We start from the raw sequence: 16,388 nt of genomic DNA, 5'->3' as shown, positions 1-16,388 counted from the left end.
GCCGCGCGTGGCGCCAGCCACTGGACGCGCTGCGCCATTCCGCCATGCTGCCCGCCCCCCAAGGAAGGATCCCCGCATGACCCGCCGCCTGCTGCTGGAACCGCTGACGCCGGAGGCCTTCGCGCCCTTCGGCGACGTGATCGACCCGCCCGCGCGGGGCGAACGGCCTTCGCTGGCGGCGACCATCGGCGGCATCGACGGCGCGACGCAGCCGAAGCTGTCCTTCAGCCATGTGGAGCCCTGGGCCCTGCCGATCCAGGCCACGCAGATGGAGCGGCACAACCGCTCCTCCCAATGCTTCGCGCCGATGGATGTGGCGCGCTGGGTGGTGATGGTGGCGCCGGATGCCGGCGGGCGGCCGGATGAGGCCGGGCTGCGTGCCTTCCTCGTCCGCGGCGACCAGGCGGTGAACTACCACATCGGCAGCTGGCACCACCCCGTGCGGGTGCTGGACCGGCCCGGCCGCTTCGCCGTGCTGATGTGGACCACCGGCACCACCACCGATGACGAGGAATGGGCGACGCTGTCAGCACCGGTCTCGATCGAGGCCGGCTGAGGCGCCGTCAGCGCAGCGCCGCGACCAGATTCGTCGAATCGGTGACGGTGCCGAAGACGCCGCCCTGCATCTTCACCATCTTGATCGCAGCCTGGTGGTTGCCGGCATCGGTGGCACCGCAGCAATCCTCCAGCAGCAGGCATTCGAAGCCGCGGTCATTGGCTTCGCGCATCGTGGTGTGGACGCAGACATCGGTGGTGATGCCGGTCAGCACCAGGTTGCGGATGCCGCGCGTGCGCAGGATGAGTTCGAGGTCGGTGGCGCAGAAGCTGCCCTTACCGGGCTTGTCGATGATCGTCTCCCCGGGCAGGGGCGCCAGTTCGGGGATGATCTCCCACCCCGGCTCGCCGCGAACCAGGATCTTCCCGCAGGGGCCGGGATCGCCGATGCCGGCCCCGATCTGCTGCGACCGCCAGCGCTTGTTGGCGGGCAGGTCCGACAGATCGGGGCGATGCCCCTCCCGCGTGTGCAGGATGTGGAAGCCGCCTTCGCGCATGGCGTGGAGGACGGTGCGGATCGGCTCGATCGGCGCGCGGGTGAGGGTGATGTCGTAGCCCATGGCATCGACATAGCCGCCGCGGCCGCAGAAATCCGTCTGCATGTCGATGACGATCAGCGCCGTGTTGTCGGGCCGGAGATCGCCATCGAAGGGCCAGGGATAGGGATCGGCAGGAACGGTTCGCATGGGTTTGCTGGCTACTCCGCCACCATAGCGGGCACAAGCCTCGGGAAGAACTGGCTCTCCGGCCGCTTGAGGCCGACGACATCGCGCAGCGTCGTGCCGGGATAGCTGGTGCGATAGAGGCCGCGGCGCTGCAGTTCCGGCACCACGTAGTCCACGAAATTCGTGAGCCCGTCGGGCTGGTAGCCGACATGGACGTTGAAGCCATCGCAGATGCCGGCGCGGTACCAATCCTCCATCATGTCCGCCACCTGCTTCCCATCGCCCTTCATCACGGGATGGCCGAAGGAAGGGAGGAAGCGTTCATAGGTCTGGCGGATGGTCAGGGATTCGCGCCGTGCGACCTCGCTGATCGCGTAGCGGCGGGAGGAACCGCCGATGCCATCGGGGGTGAGTTCGGGGAAGGGCTCGTCCAGGCCAAAGCCCGTGAGGTCCATGTTGACGTAGTGCGAGAGGTGGCGGACGCCGACGACGGGATCGATCAGCGCCTGCTGTTCCTGGAACATCGCCTCCGCCTCCGCTTCCGTGCGGCCGACATAGACGACGCAGCCCGGCATGATCTTCATCTCATCGGGCGCGCGGCCGTACTTCGGCAGGCGGGACTTCATGTCCTTGTAGAAGGCTTCGGCCTGCTTCTTGGTGGGCGTGGCGCAGAACATGCAATCCGACAGCGCGGCGGCCAATTCGCGCCCGGGCTCCGACTGGCCGGCGCTGAACAGCACGGGATAGCCCTGCGGCGGGCGCGCGGCGTTCAGCGGGCCGCGCACCCGAAAGTGCTTGCCCTTGTGGTTGAGCGTGTGCACGCGGTTGAGGTCGATGTACTTCCCCCGCGCCTTGTCCTGCGGGAAGGCATCCTCCGCCCAGGAATCCCAGAGGCCCTTGCACACCTCCACGAATTCCTTCGCGCGCTCGTAGCGGTCATAGCGCGCCAAATGTTCGTCCTTGCCGAAATTCAGGCTGTCGGAGGCGTTTGAACTGGTGACGACGTTCCAGCAGGCGCGGCCCTTGCTGATATGGTCGAGCGAGGCGAATTTCCGCGCGAGGGTGAAGGGTTCCTCATAGGTCGTCGTCGCTGTCGCCAGCAGGCCGATGCGCTTCGTATGCATGGCGATGGCGGAGAGCACCGTGACGGGTTCGAAGACCGCGGGCTTGCCGGTCAGGGCATTGGCCTCGAACAGTTCGGGCCATTCCATGCCGGCCACGCCATTGCCATCGGAGATGAAGAGCATGTCGAACAGCCCGCGCTCCGCGGTCTGCGCGATCTCGATCATCTGCTCCAGATTCATCATGGTGTTGTCATAGGCTCGGGGATGGCGCCAGCCGGCGGGATGGTTGCCCGCGGGATGCAGGCCGGTGATGAGGCTGAGCATCGCTGTCTCCTTGCGTTAGGCCGGGACGGCCATCGCCTCGCGCTGGCTCAGCAGCCCGCGGGGGATGGGTTCGGCGAAGGGGGAATGGCGCAGCGCGGCCAGGTCCGGCGCCGGCATGGGAAGGGCCTGTTCGATGGCCAGGCAGGCGCGCAGCACCAGCGCATCGGCGTAGAGAGGGCCCACCACCTGCATGCCGACCGGCAGGCCGGAGGCGGTGACACCCACGGGGACGGACGCCGCGGGCTGCTTCGTCAGATTGAAGGCCGCGCCGAAGGGCAATGGATTGGCATAGGCGGCGTAGCGCGGATCGCGCGGCGCATCGGCATCGGCATCGCAGCCGGGAATGGCGCCGACGGGCGTCACCAGCAGGTCGTACTTCTCATGGAAGGCGCGCATGCGGGCGCCGAGTTTCTCCCGCGCCTCCCGCGCCGCGAGATAGGCCATCATCGGCACGGCGGCGCCGCGCGCGGCGGTTTCCACCAGGCGCGGCAGCATCAGCGCCTGCTGTGCCTCCGTGAAGCCGAACACGCGAAACGCATTGGCGAGGCCCGGCGCCATCAAGGTGCCGAGCATGGCGCCGGGATCGTCCATGACATGGTCGACGACCTCGACGATCGCGCCCATCGCCTCCAGCGCCTTGACGCCGGCGGCGACGATGGCGGCGACCTCGGGATCGACCTTGGCGAAGCCGAGGGTCGGGCTGTAGGCGATGCGCAGCCCCTTCACGCCGCCCTCGATGCCATCGAGGAAACTACGGCCGGGTGGCGGCAGCGCGTAGCTGTCCCGCGCATCGGGCTGGCTGATCACGTCCATGCACAGCGCAGCCTCCCGCACCGTGCGGGTGATGGGGCCGATGACGGCCAGCGTACCGAGGTAGGAGGAGGGATAGTCGGGCACGCGGCCGAATGTCGTCTTGAGGCCGAAGACGCCGCTCATGCTGGCCGGCGCGCGGATCGATCCCGCGGCGTCGGAAGCGAGCGCGATGGTGCCCATGCCCGCCGCGGCGGAGGCGGCGGAACCGCCGCTCGACCCGCCTGGTGTCATGGCGGGGTTCCAGGGGTTGCGGGAGATGCCGCAGAGGTCGGATTTCGTGATATAGGCGGCGCCGAATTCCGGCACCGTGGTCTTGCCGATCAGCACGGCGCCGGCCTCCCGCATCCGGGCGACGGAGGGGCTGTCCTCCAGCCACGGGCCCTCGGCCGGGATGGCGTGGCTCGCGCGGCGCGTGGGCCAGCCGCGCGTGACGGAGAGGTCCTTGACCGTCGCCGTCACGCCATCCAATGCGGAGGCCGGCGCGCCCGCCTTCCAGCGCGCCTCGCTGGCGCGGGCGTCGCGCAGCGCGCTTTCCTCATCCAGCCAGCAGAAGGCGTTCAGCACGGGGTTCAGCGCGGCCACCTGCGCCAGCACGGCGCGCAGGTGTTCGACCGGGGATGCCTGGCCGGTGCGATACAGCGCCACCAGGTCGACCGCCGGCATCAGCGCCAGATCCTGCGTCATGCCATCATCTCCCACGATAGGCCCAGCCGGTCAGCCGGCGTTCAAGGAACAGCGAGGCCGCGTAGAGCGTGACGCCCATGGCAGCGAGCACGCTGAGCGCCGCGAAGGCAAGCGCGCCATCCATGCTGTTGGTGGCGACCACCATCACGTAGCCGATGCCCGAATTGGCCGCGATCGTCTCCGCCACGATGGTGCCGATGAAGGCGCCGGTGATGGCGAGCTTGAGGGAGCCGAAGAATTGCGGCAGCGCCCGCGGCAGCGCGACCTTCAGCATCACGTCGCCGCGCGTGGCGCCGAGCGATCGCAGCACGTCGTCGAGTTCCGGCGCGGAGGTCGCGATGGCGGTCGCCATGATGACGGTGACGGGGAAGAAGCAGACGACGACGGCGGTGATGACGGCGATATGCGGCCCCGCGCCGAACCAGATGACGAACAGCGGGATCAACGCGACGGAGGGGATGGTGTGGAAGCCGATCAGCGCGGGATAGACCATCCGGTAGATGACGCGCGACGATCCGATGACGCAGCCCAGCACGACACCGACGCTCACCCCGATGGCGAAGCCCGTCAGCGTGGATCGCGCCGTCTGCGCCGCCATCATCAGGATGGGTTCGTGCCGCGCGATGAGAACAGCGAGGAAGTTGCTCGGCGCCGGCAGGATAAAGGGGGGCAGGGCGGCGATGCGCACCACCGCCTCCCACACCGCCAGGACGGACAGCGCGAAGCCCAGCGGCACCAGCACGGCCGCCAGGGCACGCCGGTGGCGCCCGCGTAGCCTGGCGGGGCGCGGCGCAGCCACGGCAGCCGGCGCGGTTTCCGCCGCGGCACTCATGCGAAGGCGGGCACCGGCGTGCGGGCCTCCGCGATATGCGCGCGCAGCTCCGCCAGCGCCTGGACGAAGCGCGTGTCATAGGTGCTGTCGAGGGTACGCGGGCGCGGCAGGTCGAAGTTCTTGCGCAGTAGGATACGGCCGGGACGCGCGCTCATCACATAGATCGTGTCGGCGAGGTAGAGCGCCTCCCGCAGATCATGCGTCACCAGGATCACGGTGAAGGGTTTCTGCATCCAGAGTGATTGCAGCACGGCCCAGAGTTCCTCCCGCGTGAAGGCATCCAGCGCGCCGAAGGGCTCGTCCAGCAGCAGCAGCGATGGTTCATGCATCAGCGCGCGGCAGAGGCTGGCGCGCTGCTGCATGCCGCCGGAGAGCTGCCAGGGAAGCTTCTGCTCGAATCCCTCCAGCCCGACCGTCCGCAGCAGCTGGCGCGCGCGCTCCACATAGGGCGCCTTGTCGCGGCGGTAGCGGGCGCGGTGGGGCTGCACGATCTCCGCCGGCAGCAGCACGTTGCGGAGCGTGCTGCGCCAGGGCAGCAGGTTCGGGTTCTGGAAGGCCATACCGACGATCTTGATCGGCGCTGTCACCTCCTGCGCCGCCACCACCACATTGCCGCTGCTGGCCTTCAGCAGGCCGGAGACGAGTTTCAGCAGCGACGATTTCCCGCAGCCGCTGGGGCCCACCACCGCGACGAACTCGCCCTCCGCGATGCCGAGGCTGGTAGGATCGAGGGCCGGCGTTGCCTCCTCCCCCTCGCCATAGGTCAGGGTGACGCGGTCGAGTTCGACGAAGGGGCGCGCCATGGATCAGACGCGCCCGACGGCCGGGATCACGCGGGCGGAAGCCGGGGGCAGGAAGGACATATCCATGAAGTCGGATACCGCGATGGCGGCGGGCAGGCCCTCCGCCGCGGTCACGATCTCGATGGAGCGGCGCACGCTCGCCTCGTTGTAGAAGCCGAGGCCGCCTTCGCGCGCATCCGGCTGCTCCACCATGCGGGCGATGCTGTACATCAGGCGCTCGCCTTCAATCGCGCGATTCAGCAGCGGGTCCTTGCGCATCAGCGCATCGAGGCTGGCGGCGGGGTTGGCGACGGAATCGACCAGGCCGCGATTGACCGCGCGGAGCACCCTTCGCACCGTCTCCGGCTTGTCGCGCAGGAAGCTCTCATTCGCCATCATGCCGGCATTGACGATGTTGATGCCGAAATCGGAGTAGCGCAGGAAGACCATGTCCTCCTCCCTCACCCCCGCGGCCTTCAGGTTGAACAGCGCCGTGCCTTCATTCGCCGTGATGGCGTCCACGCGGCCCTGGATCAGCATCGCCTCCCGGATGTTGGGGGCCATGTGTTCCCAGCGGATGGCGCTGGCGGGCACGCCGGTGGCGGCGGTGAAGGCGGGGAACATCTTGAAGGCGGCATCACCGACGGGCGCGCCGACCAGGCGGCCGCGCAAATCATCCGGCCTGCTGATGCCGCGGCCGCGCAGCGACAGCACCACAAGGTCCGCCGGCGTCTGGTTGTAGATCGCCTTCACGCGGCGTTCGGGGTTCTGCGCGTTGAAGCGTACCAGGGATGCGACGTCGCCGAGCCCGATCTGGAAGGCGCCGCCGGCCAGGCGGTTCACGACATTGGCTGAGCCATCGCCCGCGACGATGTCGGGGTTCAGCCCCTCCGCCCGGAAATAGCCGCGCTCCAGCGCCAGGAAGAAGGCGCCGTGCAGGCCCTGGATCTTCCAGTTCAGCGTCAGCGGCAGGCGTTCCAGCGGCTGGGCGATGGCGGGGCTTGCCAGGGCGGCTGCCATCGCGGCGGCGGTGCCGCGGAGCAGTGTCGAACGGGTCAGGCTCATGCGCGTCCGGTCCCTTGATGGAGGAAGGCGTTCAGCCACGGCGATCCGCCCATCCCACCAGGCGCCGTTCCAGCGCGAGGGAGGCGAGGTAGAGCGCGATGCCCATGGCGGCGAGGGTGAGGAGCCCGCTGTAGACAAGCTCCACGTCGAAATCGGAGGCGGCGCGGTTCATCATGAAGCCGAGCCCGCGATTGGCGGCGACGGATTCCGCCAGGATCGATCCGATGAAGGACAGCGTAATCGCGACCTTCAGCGCACCGAAGAAGGCCGGCATGGATTGCGGCACGCCGACCTTGGCGAGTGCGAGAAGCCGCCCTGCACCGAGCGAGCGCAGCACATCCGCGAGTTCCGCATCCATCGTCGCGATGGAGGCGGAGACGACGACGGCGATGGGGAAGATGACGATGACGGCGGAGGTGACGACGGCCGGCACGGTGCCGATCCCCGCCCACAGCACCAGCAGCGGCACGATCGCCACCTTCGGGATGCTGTTCACGCCGATCAGCGTCGGGAAGACCATGGCGTAGAAGCGGCGCGACGCGCCGAGCGCCACGCCCAGCGCGAAGCCCAGCGCCACGCCGACGACGAAGCCCGCCAGCGTGGTGGACAGCGTCTGGATCGCATGCGGCAGGATCTCCGCCCCGCGCTGCGCGAAGATGGGCAGGATCTCGGAGGGTTTGGGCGCGACGAATTTGGAGACATCGAGGGCGCGCGACGCGACCTCCCATGCCAGCAGCAGGGCGGCGACGAACAGCACGGGGCTCAGCCCCTCCCGCAGTCGCCGCCGGGCTGCCGCGCCCATCGCTCAGGCCCCCCGCGCGATGACGCAGACCAGATTCGACCCCGGCGCGCCCTGGTGCTCCGCCCCGGCATTGCCCAGCACCAGGGTTTCCTGCGCGATGCCGGCGATGGCGGCATGGGCCACGGCCTTGGCGACATGGCCGGAGAAGCCGGCAAGCATGTCGGACAGCATGGTGTGGCGCCGGCCCTGCCAGTCGCCCACGGAATCCGCGCCCGCATTGACGAAGGCCGCGGCCAGGCGGGGCCGGTCCTCCGCTGCCACCACGCCATCCTCCAGCCGCAGTCCGGCGGCGGTGAAGGCGGCGCGGGCGCCCGCCAGGTCCAGCTGATGCGCCATGACACCGCGCGCGGCCACATGCGTGCCCGGCGCGCCGGCGACATTGCCGATCACCACGACGCGCACCGCCATTTGTTCATTGCCGGAGGAGGCGGAGCCGCGCTGCGTGTACAGGTCCGGCCGCCCCGCGATGGCGGCCTGGGTGATCGCCTCCGCCGGCACCTCGCCGAGTGCCACGGCGCAGCCCAACGCGGAGGCACCACGGCTCATCGACGATGCGGCGGCGGCGCTGGGATGGACGGTGGCGGCGCCGCGGCTGGCGGCGTCCTGCGCGCGGGCGGCGGTCATCTGCGGGCATTTCATCTCGACGCAGGCGACATCATCGGGCGATGCGATGCCGGCCTGCGCCATGGCGGCGCGCACGGCCTCCGCCACCAGCGCGACATGCACCGGCGTGCCGTATTCCTCCGGCAGCAGGGCGCGGGTGCTGGTGACGCCGATGGCGAGCCGCTTCGGACCGCCGGGCACCGCCATGCCGGGGACATTCACGAACAGGGTGATGTGCGGGCTCATCAGCCCCGCCGTGCCGCCGATCATCAGCATCGGGATGCGGTCGAAGACCTGCGCGCGGGTCAGGCCCAGCCGTTCCGCGAACAGCAATTGCAGGCAGGTGGCGGCGTAGCCGCGGGCATGGCCATCGCCCTCGGTCTGCGCGATCAGCGCGACGACATGGGCGGGATCGACGAGACCATCAGCGAAAAGCCGCGCGACGGCGGAGACATCCTCCGGCGCGCTCATCGGCACGGTCATCACCCGCGCCTCATTCATCATCGGGACAGCAGAGGCGGTCACGGGAAATGGATCATCCTTGCCATGCTGGGCGGGATCATGCGGCGGTGCAGCAAGGCCCGACGACCATCGAATTCAGCCAGGGGCGTGCTGGTTTTCAGCACGCCGCCGCGGTCAATCCGCCCGCAGCGCCGCGGCCAGGTGCTCCGCCAGCCTGGCCGCGGCCGGGGAGAGCGCGCGGCCGCGCCGCGCCACCAGCGCCAGCCGCCCCCGCGCCAGGGCGCGATCCGCCAGCGGGATCGCCACCAGCGTGCCGCGCGCGACCTCCGGCGCCACGCCGATGGCGCTGTGGAAGGACACGCCGCCGCAGCCCGCGGAGAAGCGGGACAGCATCTCGAAGCTGTCGGATTCCAGCACCGGGTCGATCCGCAGCGAGGATCCGGCCAACGCTTCCTCGATCAGCGTGCGGCCGCCGGTATCCTGGCAGGACAGCGCGATGGGATGGGCCAGGCAATCGGCAAGCCGCAGGCTGGCGCGCCCGGCCAGCGGGTGGCCCGGCGCCACCACGGCCTGCAACGGCGCCGCGCGTTCCGCCAGCAATTGGAGGTCCCCGCCCTCCGGCGGGTTGTAGGCCAGCGCCAGTTCCAGCGTTTCCGCCAGCACCTGCTGCACCAGGGGCGCGGTGCCGCCCAGCGTGACGGTGAAGGCGATGCGCGCGTGCTGGCGGTGGAAATCCAGCAGCAATTCGGGCAGCAGGCCGCGCGCCACCGCCTCTATCGCGCCCAGCCGCACCTGGCCGCGCCGGGCGCCGCGCAGTTCCTGCAATTGCTGGCGCAGCGCCTCCCCTTCCCCCCGCTGGCGGCGGATATGGGCCAGCATCAGCTCCCCCGCCGCCGTGGCGCGCATGCCGCGGGGCAGGCGCTCGAACAGCTCCAGCCCCATCTCCTCCTCCAGCTCGATCAGCTGGCGGTTGACGGCGGAGGCCGCGACATTCAGCCGCTCCGCCGCCTTCCGGACGGACCCCGCCCGCGCGATCTCATCCATGTAGTGCAGGGCGCGGGGCAGCATGGGCGGGGCGGTGGCCGGGCGCGGCGCGGGGCGGGGCGGCATCGGGCGGGGCGTCGCCGGGCGGGTGATGAGGCCGGCGGGGAAGCGGCTGGTCGCAGGCATGTGCCGATGCTCCTGGGCTGCGCGCTCGCGGCGCCGGGACAGCGAAGCAATTGCCGGTGTTGCCGCATATTGCCAATCTGGCCCCAGGGCGGCGCCGCAAAGTGGCCGCTTTTGGAACGGAGGTCCCGATGCGCGACGCCGACCGCCTGCCCGACCGCTGGCGCCCGGAACCCGGCGCCTTCGCCATGCGCCACATGCGCGTCTGGACCTATCTTCTCGCCATCGAGCACACCGGCTCCATCCGCCAGGCGGCGGAGCGGCTGAACATCGCCCCCTCCGCCCTGCAGCGCCGGCTGCGGGACGTGGAGCAGGATCTGGGCTTCGACCTGTTCGAACGATCGGCCGCCGGCGTGCGGCCAAGCGCGGCCGGGGAGATCTTCCTGGGCTGGGTGCACCGGCAATGCGCGGACCTCGACCGGTCCCGCCAGCAGATGGAGGCGCTGCGCGGCCTGCGCCGGGGCCATGTGCGCATCGCCGCCAGCCAGGCGGTGGCCTGCGACCTGCTGCCGCGGGAGATCACGGCCTTCCAGGCGCGCTACCCCCTCATCAGCTTCGACTGTCCGCTGGTGGGGCATGATGCGGCGGCGGAACGGCTGATGGACGGCACCGCCGACCTGGTGCTGGCCTTCGGCCTGGCGCCGCGGCCGGAGGTGCTGCCCCTGCTGTCCATCGGCCAGCGGCTTTGCGCCGTGATGGCGCGGGACCACCCGCTGGCGGGGCGGGCGCCTCTGCGGCTGCGGGACTGCACGGCGCATCCGCTGGCGCTGCCCACCACGGATTACGGCGCGCGCCGCATCCTGGATGCCTGGGCGGCACGGCGCGGCACGGCGCTGGACCTGGCGCTGGAATCCGATTCCTTCGAATTGCTGCGCCACTACGTCCGCAACGCCCGCGCCGTGACCTTCCAGATCGAGATCGGCGCCCTGCCCAGCGGCGCGGCGGAGGGGTTGGTCGCCATCCCCGTCGATGACCGGGACCTGGCGCATGGGCCGCTGGTGCTGGCCCAGCTGCGCGGCCGCGCCCTGCCCGTGGCGGCGGCCGCCTTCGCCGAACACCTGGCCCGCGCGCTGGACGGGCGCCGCACCACGCCGATGCTGGATGACACGGGGGCGTGAGACCAACGGCATGATGGAGTGACCTGCGGCCGGCAAAGCCGGCCGACGCGCCGAATGGCGCCCGCCGGAAGTCCGGCGAAGCCAAGTCCGCGGAGCGGGCGCCGGCGATTGAGGCACGAAAAAGGAATACCAACGAGTCGCTGCAAGCGGCTGTTGGTATGATTGCCCCTGTTCTCCCCCCGGCGGCGGCGCGGTAATGATCCCCCCATCATCAGCGAAGGGTCACGCCATGACGGAACAGAACCCGGTCTATCTGCGCTGGCGCGCCGGGCGCCCGCAGCCGGAGGAGGAGCGGTTCGACAACCTCGATGCCGCGCTGGATGCGGTGGAAGCGCGGTGGGAGACCCTGCAGCACCAGGTGCCGCAGATCCTCGACCACCGCCGCATCCTGATGCTCAGCACGGCGGAGCTGCTGACCATGGCGGAGGACGAGGCCCCCGCCGCCAACGACTAGCCTGGCGGCTGGAGCGCGGCATCCACCCAGCGGCCGCAATCCAGCAGCGCCGCGTCCTGCCCCGCCGGCGCCACCAGCTGGATGCCGAGCGGCAGGCCCCGCACCCCGCGCCGCACCGGCAGGCCGAGCGCGGGGCCATGCAGCAGCGTCCAGACACCCTGGAAGCGGGAATCGCCGGTGGATTCCAGGCCCTCCGGCGCCTCGCCCGCCGCACCCGGCACCAGCAGCGCGTCGCAGCCCTGCATCGCCGCCGGGAAGGCCGCGCGTGCCGCCATCGCCGCCGCCTGCGCGGCCGCGTAATCCGCCAGCGTCACGCCGCGCCCGGCCTCGATCGCCGCGCCCAGGCGCGGGCTGAGGCGCGGACGCTCCGCGTGGTATTCCCAGGACAGGGCGCGCGCGATCTCGAAATCATTGATGCGGGCGCGCACCTCCAGCAGGGCGTCGAAGGATGGCGGGAGGGTGACATCCACCACCGCGGCGCCGGCATCGGCCAGGCGCGCGGCTGTCTCCTCCACCACATCGCGCGCTTCCTGCGAGGCCAGCGCCCAGGGATGCACGCGGCAGACCCCGATGCGGGGCGGGCGCGGCGCGGCGGGGGCCAAGGCGGGCAGCCCCGCCAGCACCGGCAGCAGCAGCGCCACATCGGCGACGCGGCGCGCGAAGATGCCGATGGTGTCGAGGCTTTCCGCCATCAGCTTGAGGCCGCCGCGATGGATCAGGCCGAAGCTGGGCTTGAAGCCCACCACGCCGCAGAAGGCCGCCGGGCGCAGCACCGAACCGCCGGTCTGGGTGCCGAGCGCCAGCGGCACCATCCCCGCCGCGACCGCGGCCGCGGAGCCGGAGGAGGACCCGCCGGGGGTATGCGCGGGGTTGTGCGGGTTGGTGGTCGGCCCGGGATGCACGAAGGCGAATTCCGCCGTCACGGTCTTGCCGAGGATCAGCGCCCCCGCCGCCCGCGCCAGCGCGACGCAGGCAGCATCGGCGCGGGGCTGGTGGCCGGCGAAGATGGGCGATCCCATCGCCGTCGGCAGGTCGGCGGTATCCAGCACATCCTTCACCGCGATGGGCACGCCATGCAGGACCCCGCGCCGTGGCCCGGCATCCTGCGCGCGCGCGGCGCGCAGCACGGCATCGGGGTCGATGGCGGCGAAGGCGCGCACCACGGGTTCCCGCACGGCGATGCGGTCCAGCAGCGCGCTGGCGACATCCTCCGCGCGCAGCGATCCCTCGGCGATGCGAGCGGCGATGGTCGCCGCGTCAAGTTCGGTGATGGTCATTCCCCCTCCCGCCCCGGCAGCCGCAGCGCCGATTCCAGCGTGAATTCGAAGCGTTCGCCGTGGAAGCGCACCGCCCCATGCAGCAGCGGCGTGCCGGAGGCGGCGAAGTAGGTGTGCTCCGTCTCCAGCAGCGAGGTGCGGGAGGCGACGCCGAGCAGCCTGGCGACGCGCGCATCCGCCGGCAGGCAGCGCACGGTGTTGACGATGCGCGCCGGCGGTTCGCGCATGGCGGCGCCGAGGAGGGAGATGATGGCCATCTCCTCCAGCATCGCCTGCGTCACATGGCGCGATACCGCGGGCGGGAACCAGCGCTGTTCGAAGGCAAAGACCTCGCCATCCAGGAAGCGCAGGCGTTCGACATACTCCACCTGCTCGCCCGGCGGCAGGTGCAGCTTCTGCCGCACCCGTTCCGGCGCCACTTCCTGCCGCCGCAGCAGGACCTGGAGGCGGATGCTGCGGCGCGCGGCGCGCATCTCATCCTCGAAGGCCATGCTGACATCGTGGTTCAGGCGTTCCGGCGCCACGAAGGTGCCGCGGCCGCGGCCGCGCGTGACAAGGCCGGCGGCCACCAGATGCGCCATGGCCTGGCGGATGGTCGGGCGGCTGACGCCGAAATGCGCCATGCATTGCGCTTCCGTCGGCATGGCGAAGCCGGCCAGCGCGGCCTGCGCGCCCCGCAGCGGCGCCGCCAGCCGATCGGCCAGTTGCTGGTGCAGCGGCACGGCGCTGTGGGGATCGAGCGGCGGCAATTGCTGCAGCACGAGGGCCTGTGGCGCGGCTTCCCGCCCCTCGCCTGCGTCGCGGCGCGGGGGCATCATGCGGCACTCCCGCCGTGAAGGAATGTCCGATGAAGCTGCCCGACCAGAACCGCTACGCCCCCAGCGCCATCGTCAACCGCCCCGACTACAGCTGGCCGGATGGACGCAGGCTGGCCGTGCAGATCTTCACCAATATCGAACATCATGCCTTCCGCACCGGGCTGGGCAGCGACAGCACCGTGCCGGGCTCCCCGCAGACGCAGCGCAATTACGCCTGGCGAGACTACGGCAACAGGGTGGGCATCTGGAATATCCTCTCCCTGCTGGATGAACTCGGCCTGCCCGCCGCGCATAACTGCAATTCCGCCGCGCTGGACCTGATGCCGGAAATCGGCCGCGCCCTGGTCGCCCGCGGCGACGAATTCATCGGCCATGGCCGCACCAATGCCGAGCGGCAGGAAGGGATGTGGGAGGAGGATGAGCGGCGTCTGATCCAGGAATCCCGCGATGGCCTCGCGCGCCATGCCGGCACCGCGCCGCGCGGCTGGCTCGGCCCCTGGCTGTCCCAGGGCGCGCATACGCTCGACCTGCTGAAGGAGGAAGGCTTCGGCTACATGATGGACTGGCCGGCGGATGACCAGCCCTTCTGGATGGCGACGCGGTCCGGGCCCATCCTCTCCATCCCCTACAGCATCGAGCTGAATGACAGCCCGGCGATGGTGTTCCGCCATCACACCGGCCGGGAGTTCGCGCAGATGATCACGGACCAGTTCGATGAGATGCTGGACCAGTCCCGCCACCGCCCGCTGGTGATGAGCATCGTCCTGCATACCTTCGTCGTCGGCCAGCCCTTCCGCCTGCGCCCGCTGCGCGATGCGCTGAAGCACATTCTGGCGCATCGGGACCGGCTGTGGATCACGCGCCCCGCCGAACTGGCCGCGCATATCGCCGGCCTGCCCAAGGGCATCGTGCCGGGGTCCGAGATGCTCAGCTGACGCGGATGCCCGCGCTTCGGATCACCTCGCCGAGGCGCGGGCCTTCCTCTCGCAGGAAGGCCGCGAAAGCATCGGGGGACGAGCCGAGCGGCGGGCTCGACAGGTCATCGAGCCGGCGCGCGACTTCGGGCTGCGCCAGCGCGAAGGCGATGCCGGCATGGATGCGGCGGATCGCGGCATCCGGCGTGCCGGCGGGCGCGAACATCGCGCACCAGTCGGACAGCGCGAAGCCCGGCACACCGGATTCCGCGATGGTCGGCGTTTCAGGGTAGCTGGGCAGGCGTTCGGGCGTGCAGACCGCCAGCATCTGCACGCGGCCGGATTGCAGCAGCGGCAGCGCCGTCGATGTCGTCATGAAGGCGGCATCCAGCACCCCCGCCGCCAGATCCCGCGCCGCATCGGCGCCGCCGCGATAGGGGATGTGTTCCAGCCGCGCGCCGGTGCGCATCCGCAGCATCTCCGCCACCAGGTGCTGCGCGGTGGCATTGCCAGGGGTGCCGTAGCTGACCGGATTCGCCCGCGCATGGGCCAGGAACTCGCCGATATTGCGCGTGGGGAAACCGTTCTTCACGGCCAGCAGCTGCGGCCACAGCACCACCTGGCTGATGGGCGCGAAGGCGGTGGCGTAGTCGAAGGGAAGGCCGCTGAGGAGGAAGGGATTCGTCGCGTGGCTCAGCGTGGTGAACAGCAGCGTCGTGCCATCCGGCGCGGCCTGCGCCACCGCCGAAGCGGCGATGGTACCGCTGGCGCCGGCGCGGTTCTCCACCACGATGGAGGCGCCGAGATGCTCGCCGAGCCGGGGTGCGATCAGCCGCGCGACGGTATCGGCGGCACCGCCCGGCGCGAAGCCCACCAGCAGGCGGATGGGGCGCGCGGATTGCGCGCGCGCGATACCGGGCAGGGCCAGCAGCGCCAGCGCGGCGCGGCGGGGAAGGCGAAGGGTCATGGCAGCGTCCTCAGCCCGCGGTAATACGCTGGGTGGTGATGAGGTTGCGCCACATCTCGTATTCCGATCGCAGCGTGCGTTCCGATTCCGCCGTGGTGGTGAAGCGCACCTCCGCGCCCGCACGCTCGAAGGCTGTCGCCGTCTCCGGCCGGCGCAGCGCGGTCTGCAGCGCGGCATGGAGCGAGGCGATGGTCGCCGCGGGGGTGGCGGAGGGCACGAAGACGCCGAGCCAGAGATCGACGACGAAATCGGCGAAGCCGGATTCCGCCAGCGTCGGCACATCCCGCAGGCTGGATGGCCGCGTGGTGCCGGTGGTGGCGATGGCGCGCAGGCGGCCATCCGCGATCAGGCCGCGCGCGCCGGCGATGCTGCTGAAGGTGAAGGGCACGGCGCCCGACATCACATCCGGCATGGCCGCCGCGATGCCGCGATAGGGCACATGCGTCGCATTGATGCCGGTGCGCAGGTTCAGCAATTCGCCCGCCAGATGCGGCGTGGTGCCGACACCGGCGGAGGCGAAGGTCAGCGCACCGGGCCGCGTGCGCCCGAAGGCCACCAGTTCCTGCATGGTGCGGAAGGGCTGGTTCGGCGCCGCGACGACCACCAGCGGCGAGGAGCTGATGATGGAGACGCAGGTGAGGTCTCGGAACAGGTCGTAGGGGACATTCGCCTGGAGCGACGGGTTGATGACCACTGCCGGGTCCATGACCAGCGCCGTAGTGCCGTCCGGCGCCGATTTGGCGACGTGATCCGTGCCGATCATGCCGCCCGCGCCGGGGCGGTTATCCGCCACCGCGGCGATCCCCGCGGTCTCCGCCAGCGCCATGCCGACGACACGGCCGAGCGTGTCCACCACGCCGCCCGGCGCATAGGGCAGCACCAGGCGCAGGGGCCTCTGCTGTGCGCGCGCCGGTGCCGCCATGGCAAGCGTTGCCAGGCCGGACAGGAAGGCCGCGCGGGTGATGGAATGCGTCATGGTGGAAACCCCCGATGGATGTGTCGCCGAACCCTGCTTTCTTATT

Annotated in this window: 17 protein-coding genes; 4 read left to right on the top strand and 13 right to left on the bottom strand. The window is 70.7% G+C overall.

Features of this window, described 5'->3' with window-relative positions:
- Window positions 1-76 precede the first annotated feature (76 nt).
- Entirely contained in the window at window positions 77-556 is a 480-nt protein-coding gene (locus tag BM041_RS03250; protein WP_092955384.1) for an ureidoglycolate lyase, read from the top strand.
- Window positions 557-563: 7 nt separating this feature from the next.
- Here the strand turns inward: BM041_RS03250 and biuH are convergent, their stop codons facing one another.
- From biuH to BM041_RS03205, 9 genes are all read right to left on the bottom strand, one after another.
- The gene (gene biuH, locus BM041_RS03245) at window positions 564-1,241 is read right to left on the bottom strand and encodes a biuret amidohydrolase (RefSeq protein WP_092955381.1); all 678 of its coding nucleotides are present in this window, start codon (window positions 1,239-1,241) and stop codon (window positions 564-566) included.
- 11 nt (window positions 1,242-1,252) lie between these two features.
- Window positions 1,253-2,608 carry an LLM class flavin-dependent oxidoreductase gene (locus BM041_RS03240; RefSeq protein WP_092955379.1) on the bottom strand — a complete coding sequence of 452 codons (1,356 nt, stop codon included), beginning with the start codon at window positions 2,606-2,608 and terminating at the stop codon, window positions 1,253-1,255.
- 15 nt (window positions 2,609-2,623) lie between these two features.
- Window positions 2,624-4,105: an amidase gene (locus tag BM041_RS03235; RefSeq protein WP_092955376.1), complete on the bottom strand. Its 1,482-nt coding sequence runs from the start codon at window positions 4,103-4,105 to the stop codon at window positions 2,624-2,626.
- A gap of 4 nt (window positions 4,106-4,109) precedes the next feature.
- Window positions 4,110-4,937: an ABC transporter permease gene (locus BM041_RS03230; RefSeq protein WP_092955373.1), complete on the bottom strand. Its 828-nt coding sequence runs from the start codon at window positions 4,935-4,937 to the stop codon at window positions 4,110-4,112.
- On the bottom strand, window positions 4,934-5,740 hold the full coding sequence (locus BM041_RS03225; protein WP_092955370.1) for an ABC transporter ATP-binding protein: 807 nt from the start codon (window positions 5,738-5,740) through the stop codon (window positions 4,934-4,936). The genes BM041_RS03230 and BM041_RS03225 overlap by 4 nt, the downstream gene beginning before the upstream one ends.
- Window positions 5,741-5,743: 3 nt before the next feature.
- Window positions 5,744-6,784, bottom strand: coding sequence for an ABC transporter substrate-binding protein (locus BM041_RS03220; RefSeq protein WP_092955367.1), 1,041 nt, complete (start codon window positions 6,782-6,784; stop codon window positions 5,744-5,746).
- Between the two features lie 31 nt (window positions 6,785-6,815).
- Window positions 6,816-7,586 (bottom strand): ABC transporter permease, encoded by a 771-nt coding sequence (locus BM041_RS03215; protein ID WP_092955364.1) that lies wholly within the window; start codon window positions 7,584-7,586, stop codon window positions 6,816-6,818.
- 3 nt (window positions 7,587-7,589) lie between these two features.
- Entirely contained in the window at window positions 7,590-8,714 is a 1,125-nt protein-coding gene (locus tag BM041_RS03210) for a ring-opening amidohydrolase (RefSeq protein ID WP_217648597.1), read from the bottom strand.
- A 111-nt stretch (window positions 8,715-8,825) separates the two neighbouring features.
- Window positions 8,826-9,821 (bottom strand): LysR family transcriptional regulator, encoded by a 996-nt coding sequence (locus BM041_RS03205; RefSeq protein ID WP_092955358.1) that lies wholly within the window; start codon window positions 9,819-9,821, stop codon window positions 8,826-8,828.
- A gap of 128 nt (window positions 9,822-9,949) precedes the next feature.
- Between BM041_RS03205 and BM041_RS03200 the strand changes: the two genes are divergently transcribed.
- Together BM041_RS03200 and BM041_RS03195 are read left to right on the top strand one after the other, a co-directional pair.
- Entirely contained in the window at window positions 9,950-10,936 is a 987-nt protein-coding gene (locus tag BM041_RS03200) for a LysR substrate-binding domain-containing protein (RefSeq protein ID WP_092955355.1), read from the top strand.
- A 229-nt stretch (window positions 10,937-11,165) separates the two neighbouring features.
- Window positions 11,166-11,390, top strand: a complete 225-nt coding sequence (locus BM041_RS03195) for a hypothetical protein (protein WP_092955352.1) — start codon at window positions 11,166-11,168, stop codon at window positions 11,388-11,390.
- Here the strand turns inward: BM041_RS03195 and BM041_RS03190 are convergent.
- Window positions 11,387-12,667, bottom strand: coding sequence for an amidase (locus BM041_RS03190; protein WP_092955350.1), 1,281 nt, complete (start codon window positions 12,665-12,667; stop codon window positions 11,387-11,389). The genes BM041_RS03195 and BM041_RS03190 overlap by 4 nt on opposite strands.
- A complete protein-coding gene (locus tag BM041_RS03185; protein ID WP_092955347.1) occupies window positions 12,664-13,485 on the bottom strand; it encodes a GntR family transcriptional regulator in 822 nt (273 codons plus the stop codon). The genes BM041_RS03190 and BM041_RS03185 overlap by 4 nt, the downstream gene beginning before the upstream one ends.
- A 29-nt stretch (window positions 13,486-13,514) precedes the next feature.
- On the opposite strand from BM041_RS03185, the gene BM041_RS03180 reads away from it, so the two are divergent.
- On the top strand, window positions 13,515-14,420 hold the full coding sequence (locus tag BM041_RS03180) for a polysaccharide deacetylase family protein (protein WP_092955345.1): 906 nt from the start codon (window positions 13,515-13,517) through the stop codon (window positions 14,418-14,420).
- Here BM041_RS03180 and BM041_RS03175 read toward each other — a convergent pair.
- Window positions 14,413-15,366 (bottom strand): Bug family tripartite tricarboxylate transporter substrate binding protein, encoded by a 954-nt coding sequence (locus tag BM041_RS03175; protein ID WP_092955342.1) that lies wholly within the window; start codon window positions 15,364-15,366, stop codon window positions 14,413-14,415. The genes BM041_RS03180 and BM041_RS03175 overlap by 8 nt on opposite strands.
- Window positions 15,367-15,376: 10 nt before the next feature.
- Window positions 15,377-16,342, bottom strand: a complete 966-nt coding sequence (locus BM041_RS03170; protein WP_092955339.1) for a tripartite tricarboxylate transporter substrate-binding protein — start codon at window positions 16,340-16,342, stop codon at window positions 15,377-15,379.
- Window positions 16,343-16,388: the final 46 nt, after the last annotated feature.

The sequence above is a fragment of the Falsiroseomonas stagni DSM 19981 genome, assembly GCF_900114315.1.
Lineage (GTDB): Bacteria > Pseudomonadota > Alphaproteobacteria > Acetobacterales > Acetobacteraceae > Falsiroseomonas > Falsiroseomonas stagni.
This window is presented reverse-complemented; position numbering and strand designations above follow the sequence as displayed.

Coding starts and splice junctions, on each gene's coding strand:
- BM041_RS03250 (WP_092955384.1), top strand. CDS start 77: ATGACCCGCCGCCTGCTGCTGGAACCGCTGACGCCGGAGGCCTTCGCG.
- biuH (WP_092955381.1), bottom strand. CDS start 1,241: ATGCGAACCGTTCCTGCCGATCCCTATCCCTGGCCCTTCGATGGCGAT.
- BM041_RS03240 (WP_092955379.1), bottom strand. CDS start 2,608: ATGCTCAGCCTCATCACCGGCCTGCATCCCGCGGGCAACCATCCCGCC.
- BM041_RS03235 (WP_092955376.1), bottom strand. CDS start 4,105: ATGACGCAGGATCTGGCGCTGATGCCGGCGGTCGACCTGGTGGCGCTG.
- BM041_RS03230 (WP_092955373.1), bottom strand. CDS start 4,937: ATGAGTGCCGCGGCGGAAACCGCGCCGGCTGCCGTGGCTGCGCCGCGC.
- BM041_RS03225 (WP_092955370.1), bottom strand. CDS start 5,740: ATGGCGCGCCCCTTCGTCGAACTCGACCGCGTCACCCTGACCTATGGC.
- BM041_RS03220 (WP_092955367.1), bottom strand. CDS start 6,784: ATGAGCCTGACCCGTTCGACACTGCTCCGCGGCACCGCCGCCGCGATG.
- BM041_RS03215 (WP_092955364.1), bottom strand. CDS start 7,586: ATGGGCGCGGCAGCCCGGCGGCGACTGCGGGAGGGGCTGAGCCCCGTG.
- BM041_RS03205 (WP_092955358.1), bottom strand. CDS start 9,821: ATGCCTGCGACCAGCCGCTTCCCCGCCGGCCTCATCACCCGCCCGGCG.
- BM041_RS03200 (WP_092955355.1), top strand. CDS start 9,950: ATGCGCGACGCCGACCGCCTGCCCGACCGCTGGCGCCCGGAACCCGGC.
- BM041_RS03195 (WP_092955352.1), top strand. CDS start 11,166: ATGACGGAACAGAACCCGGTCTATCTGCGCTGGCGCGCCGGGCGCCCG.
- BM041_RS03190 (WP_092955350.1), bottom strand. CDS start 12,667: ATGACCATCACCGAACTTGACGCGGCGACCATCGCCGCTCGCATCGCC.
- BM041_RS03185 (WP_092955347.1), bottom strand. CDS start 13,485: ATGATGCCCCCGCGCCGCGACGCAGGCGAGGGGCGGGAAGCCGCGCCA.
- BM041_RS03180 (WP_092955345.1), top strand. CDS start 13,515: ATGAAGCTGCCCGACCAGAACCGCTACGCCCCCAGCGCCATCGTCAAC.
- BM041_RS03175 (WP_092955342.1), bottom strand. CDS start 15,366: ATGACCCTTCGCCTTCCCCGCCGCGCCGCGCTGGCGCTGCTGGCCCTG.
- BM041_RS03170 (WP_092955339.1), bottom strand. CDS start 16,342: ATGACGCATTCCATCACCCGCGCGGCCTTCCTGTCCGGCCTGGCAACG.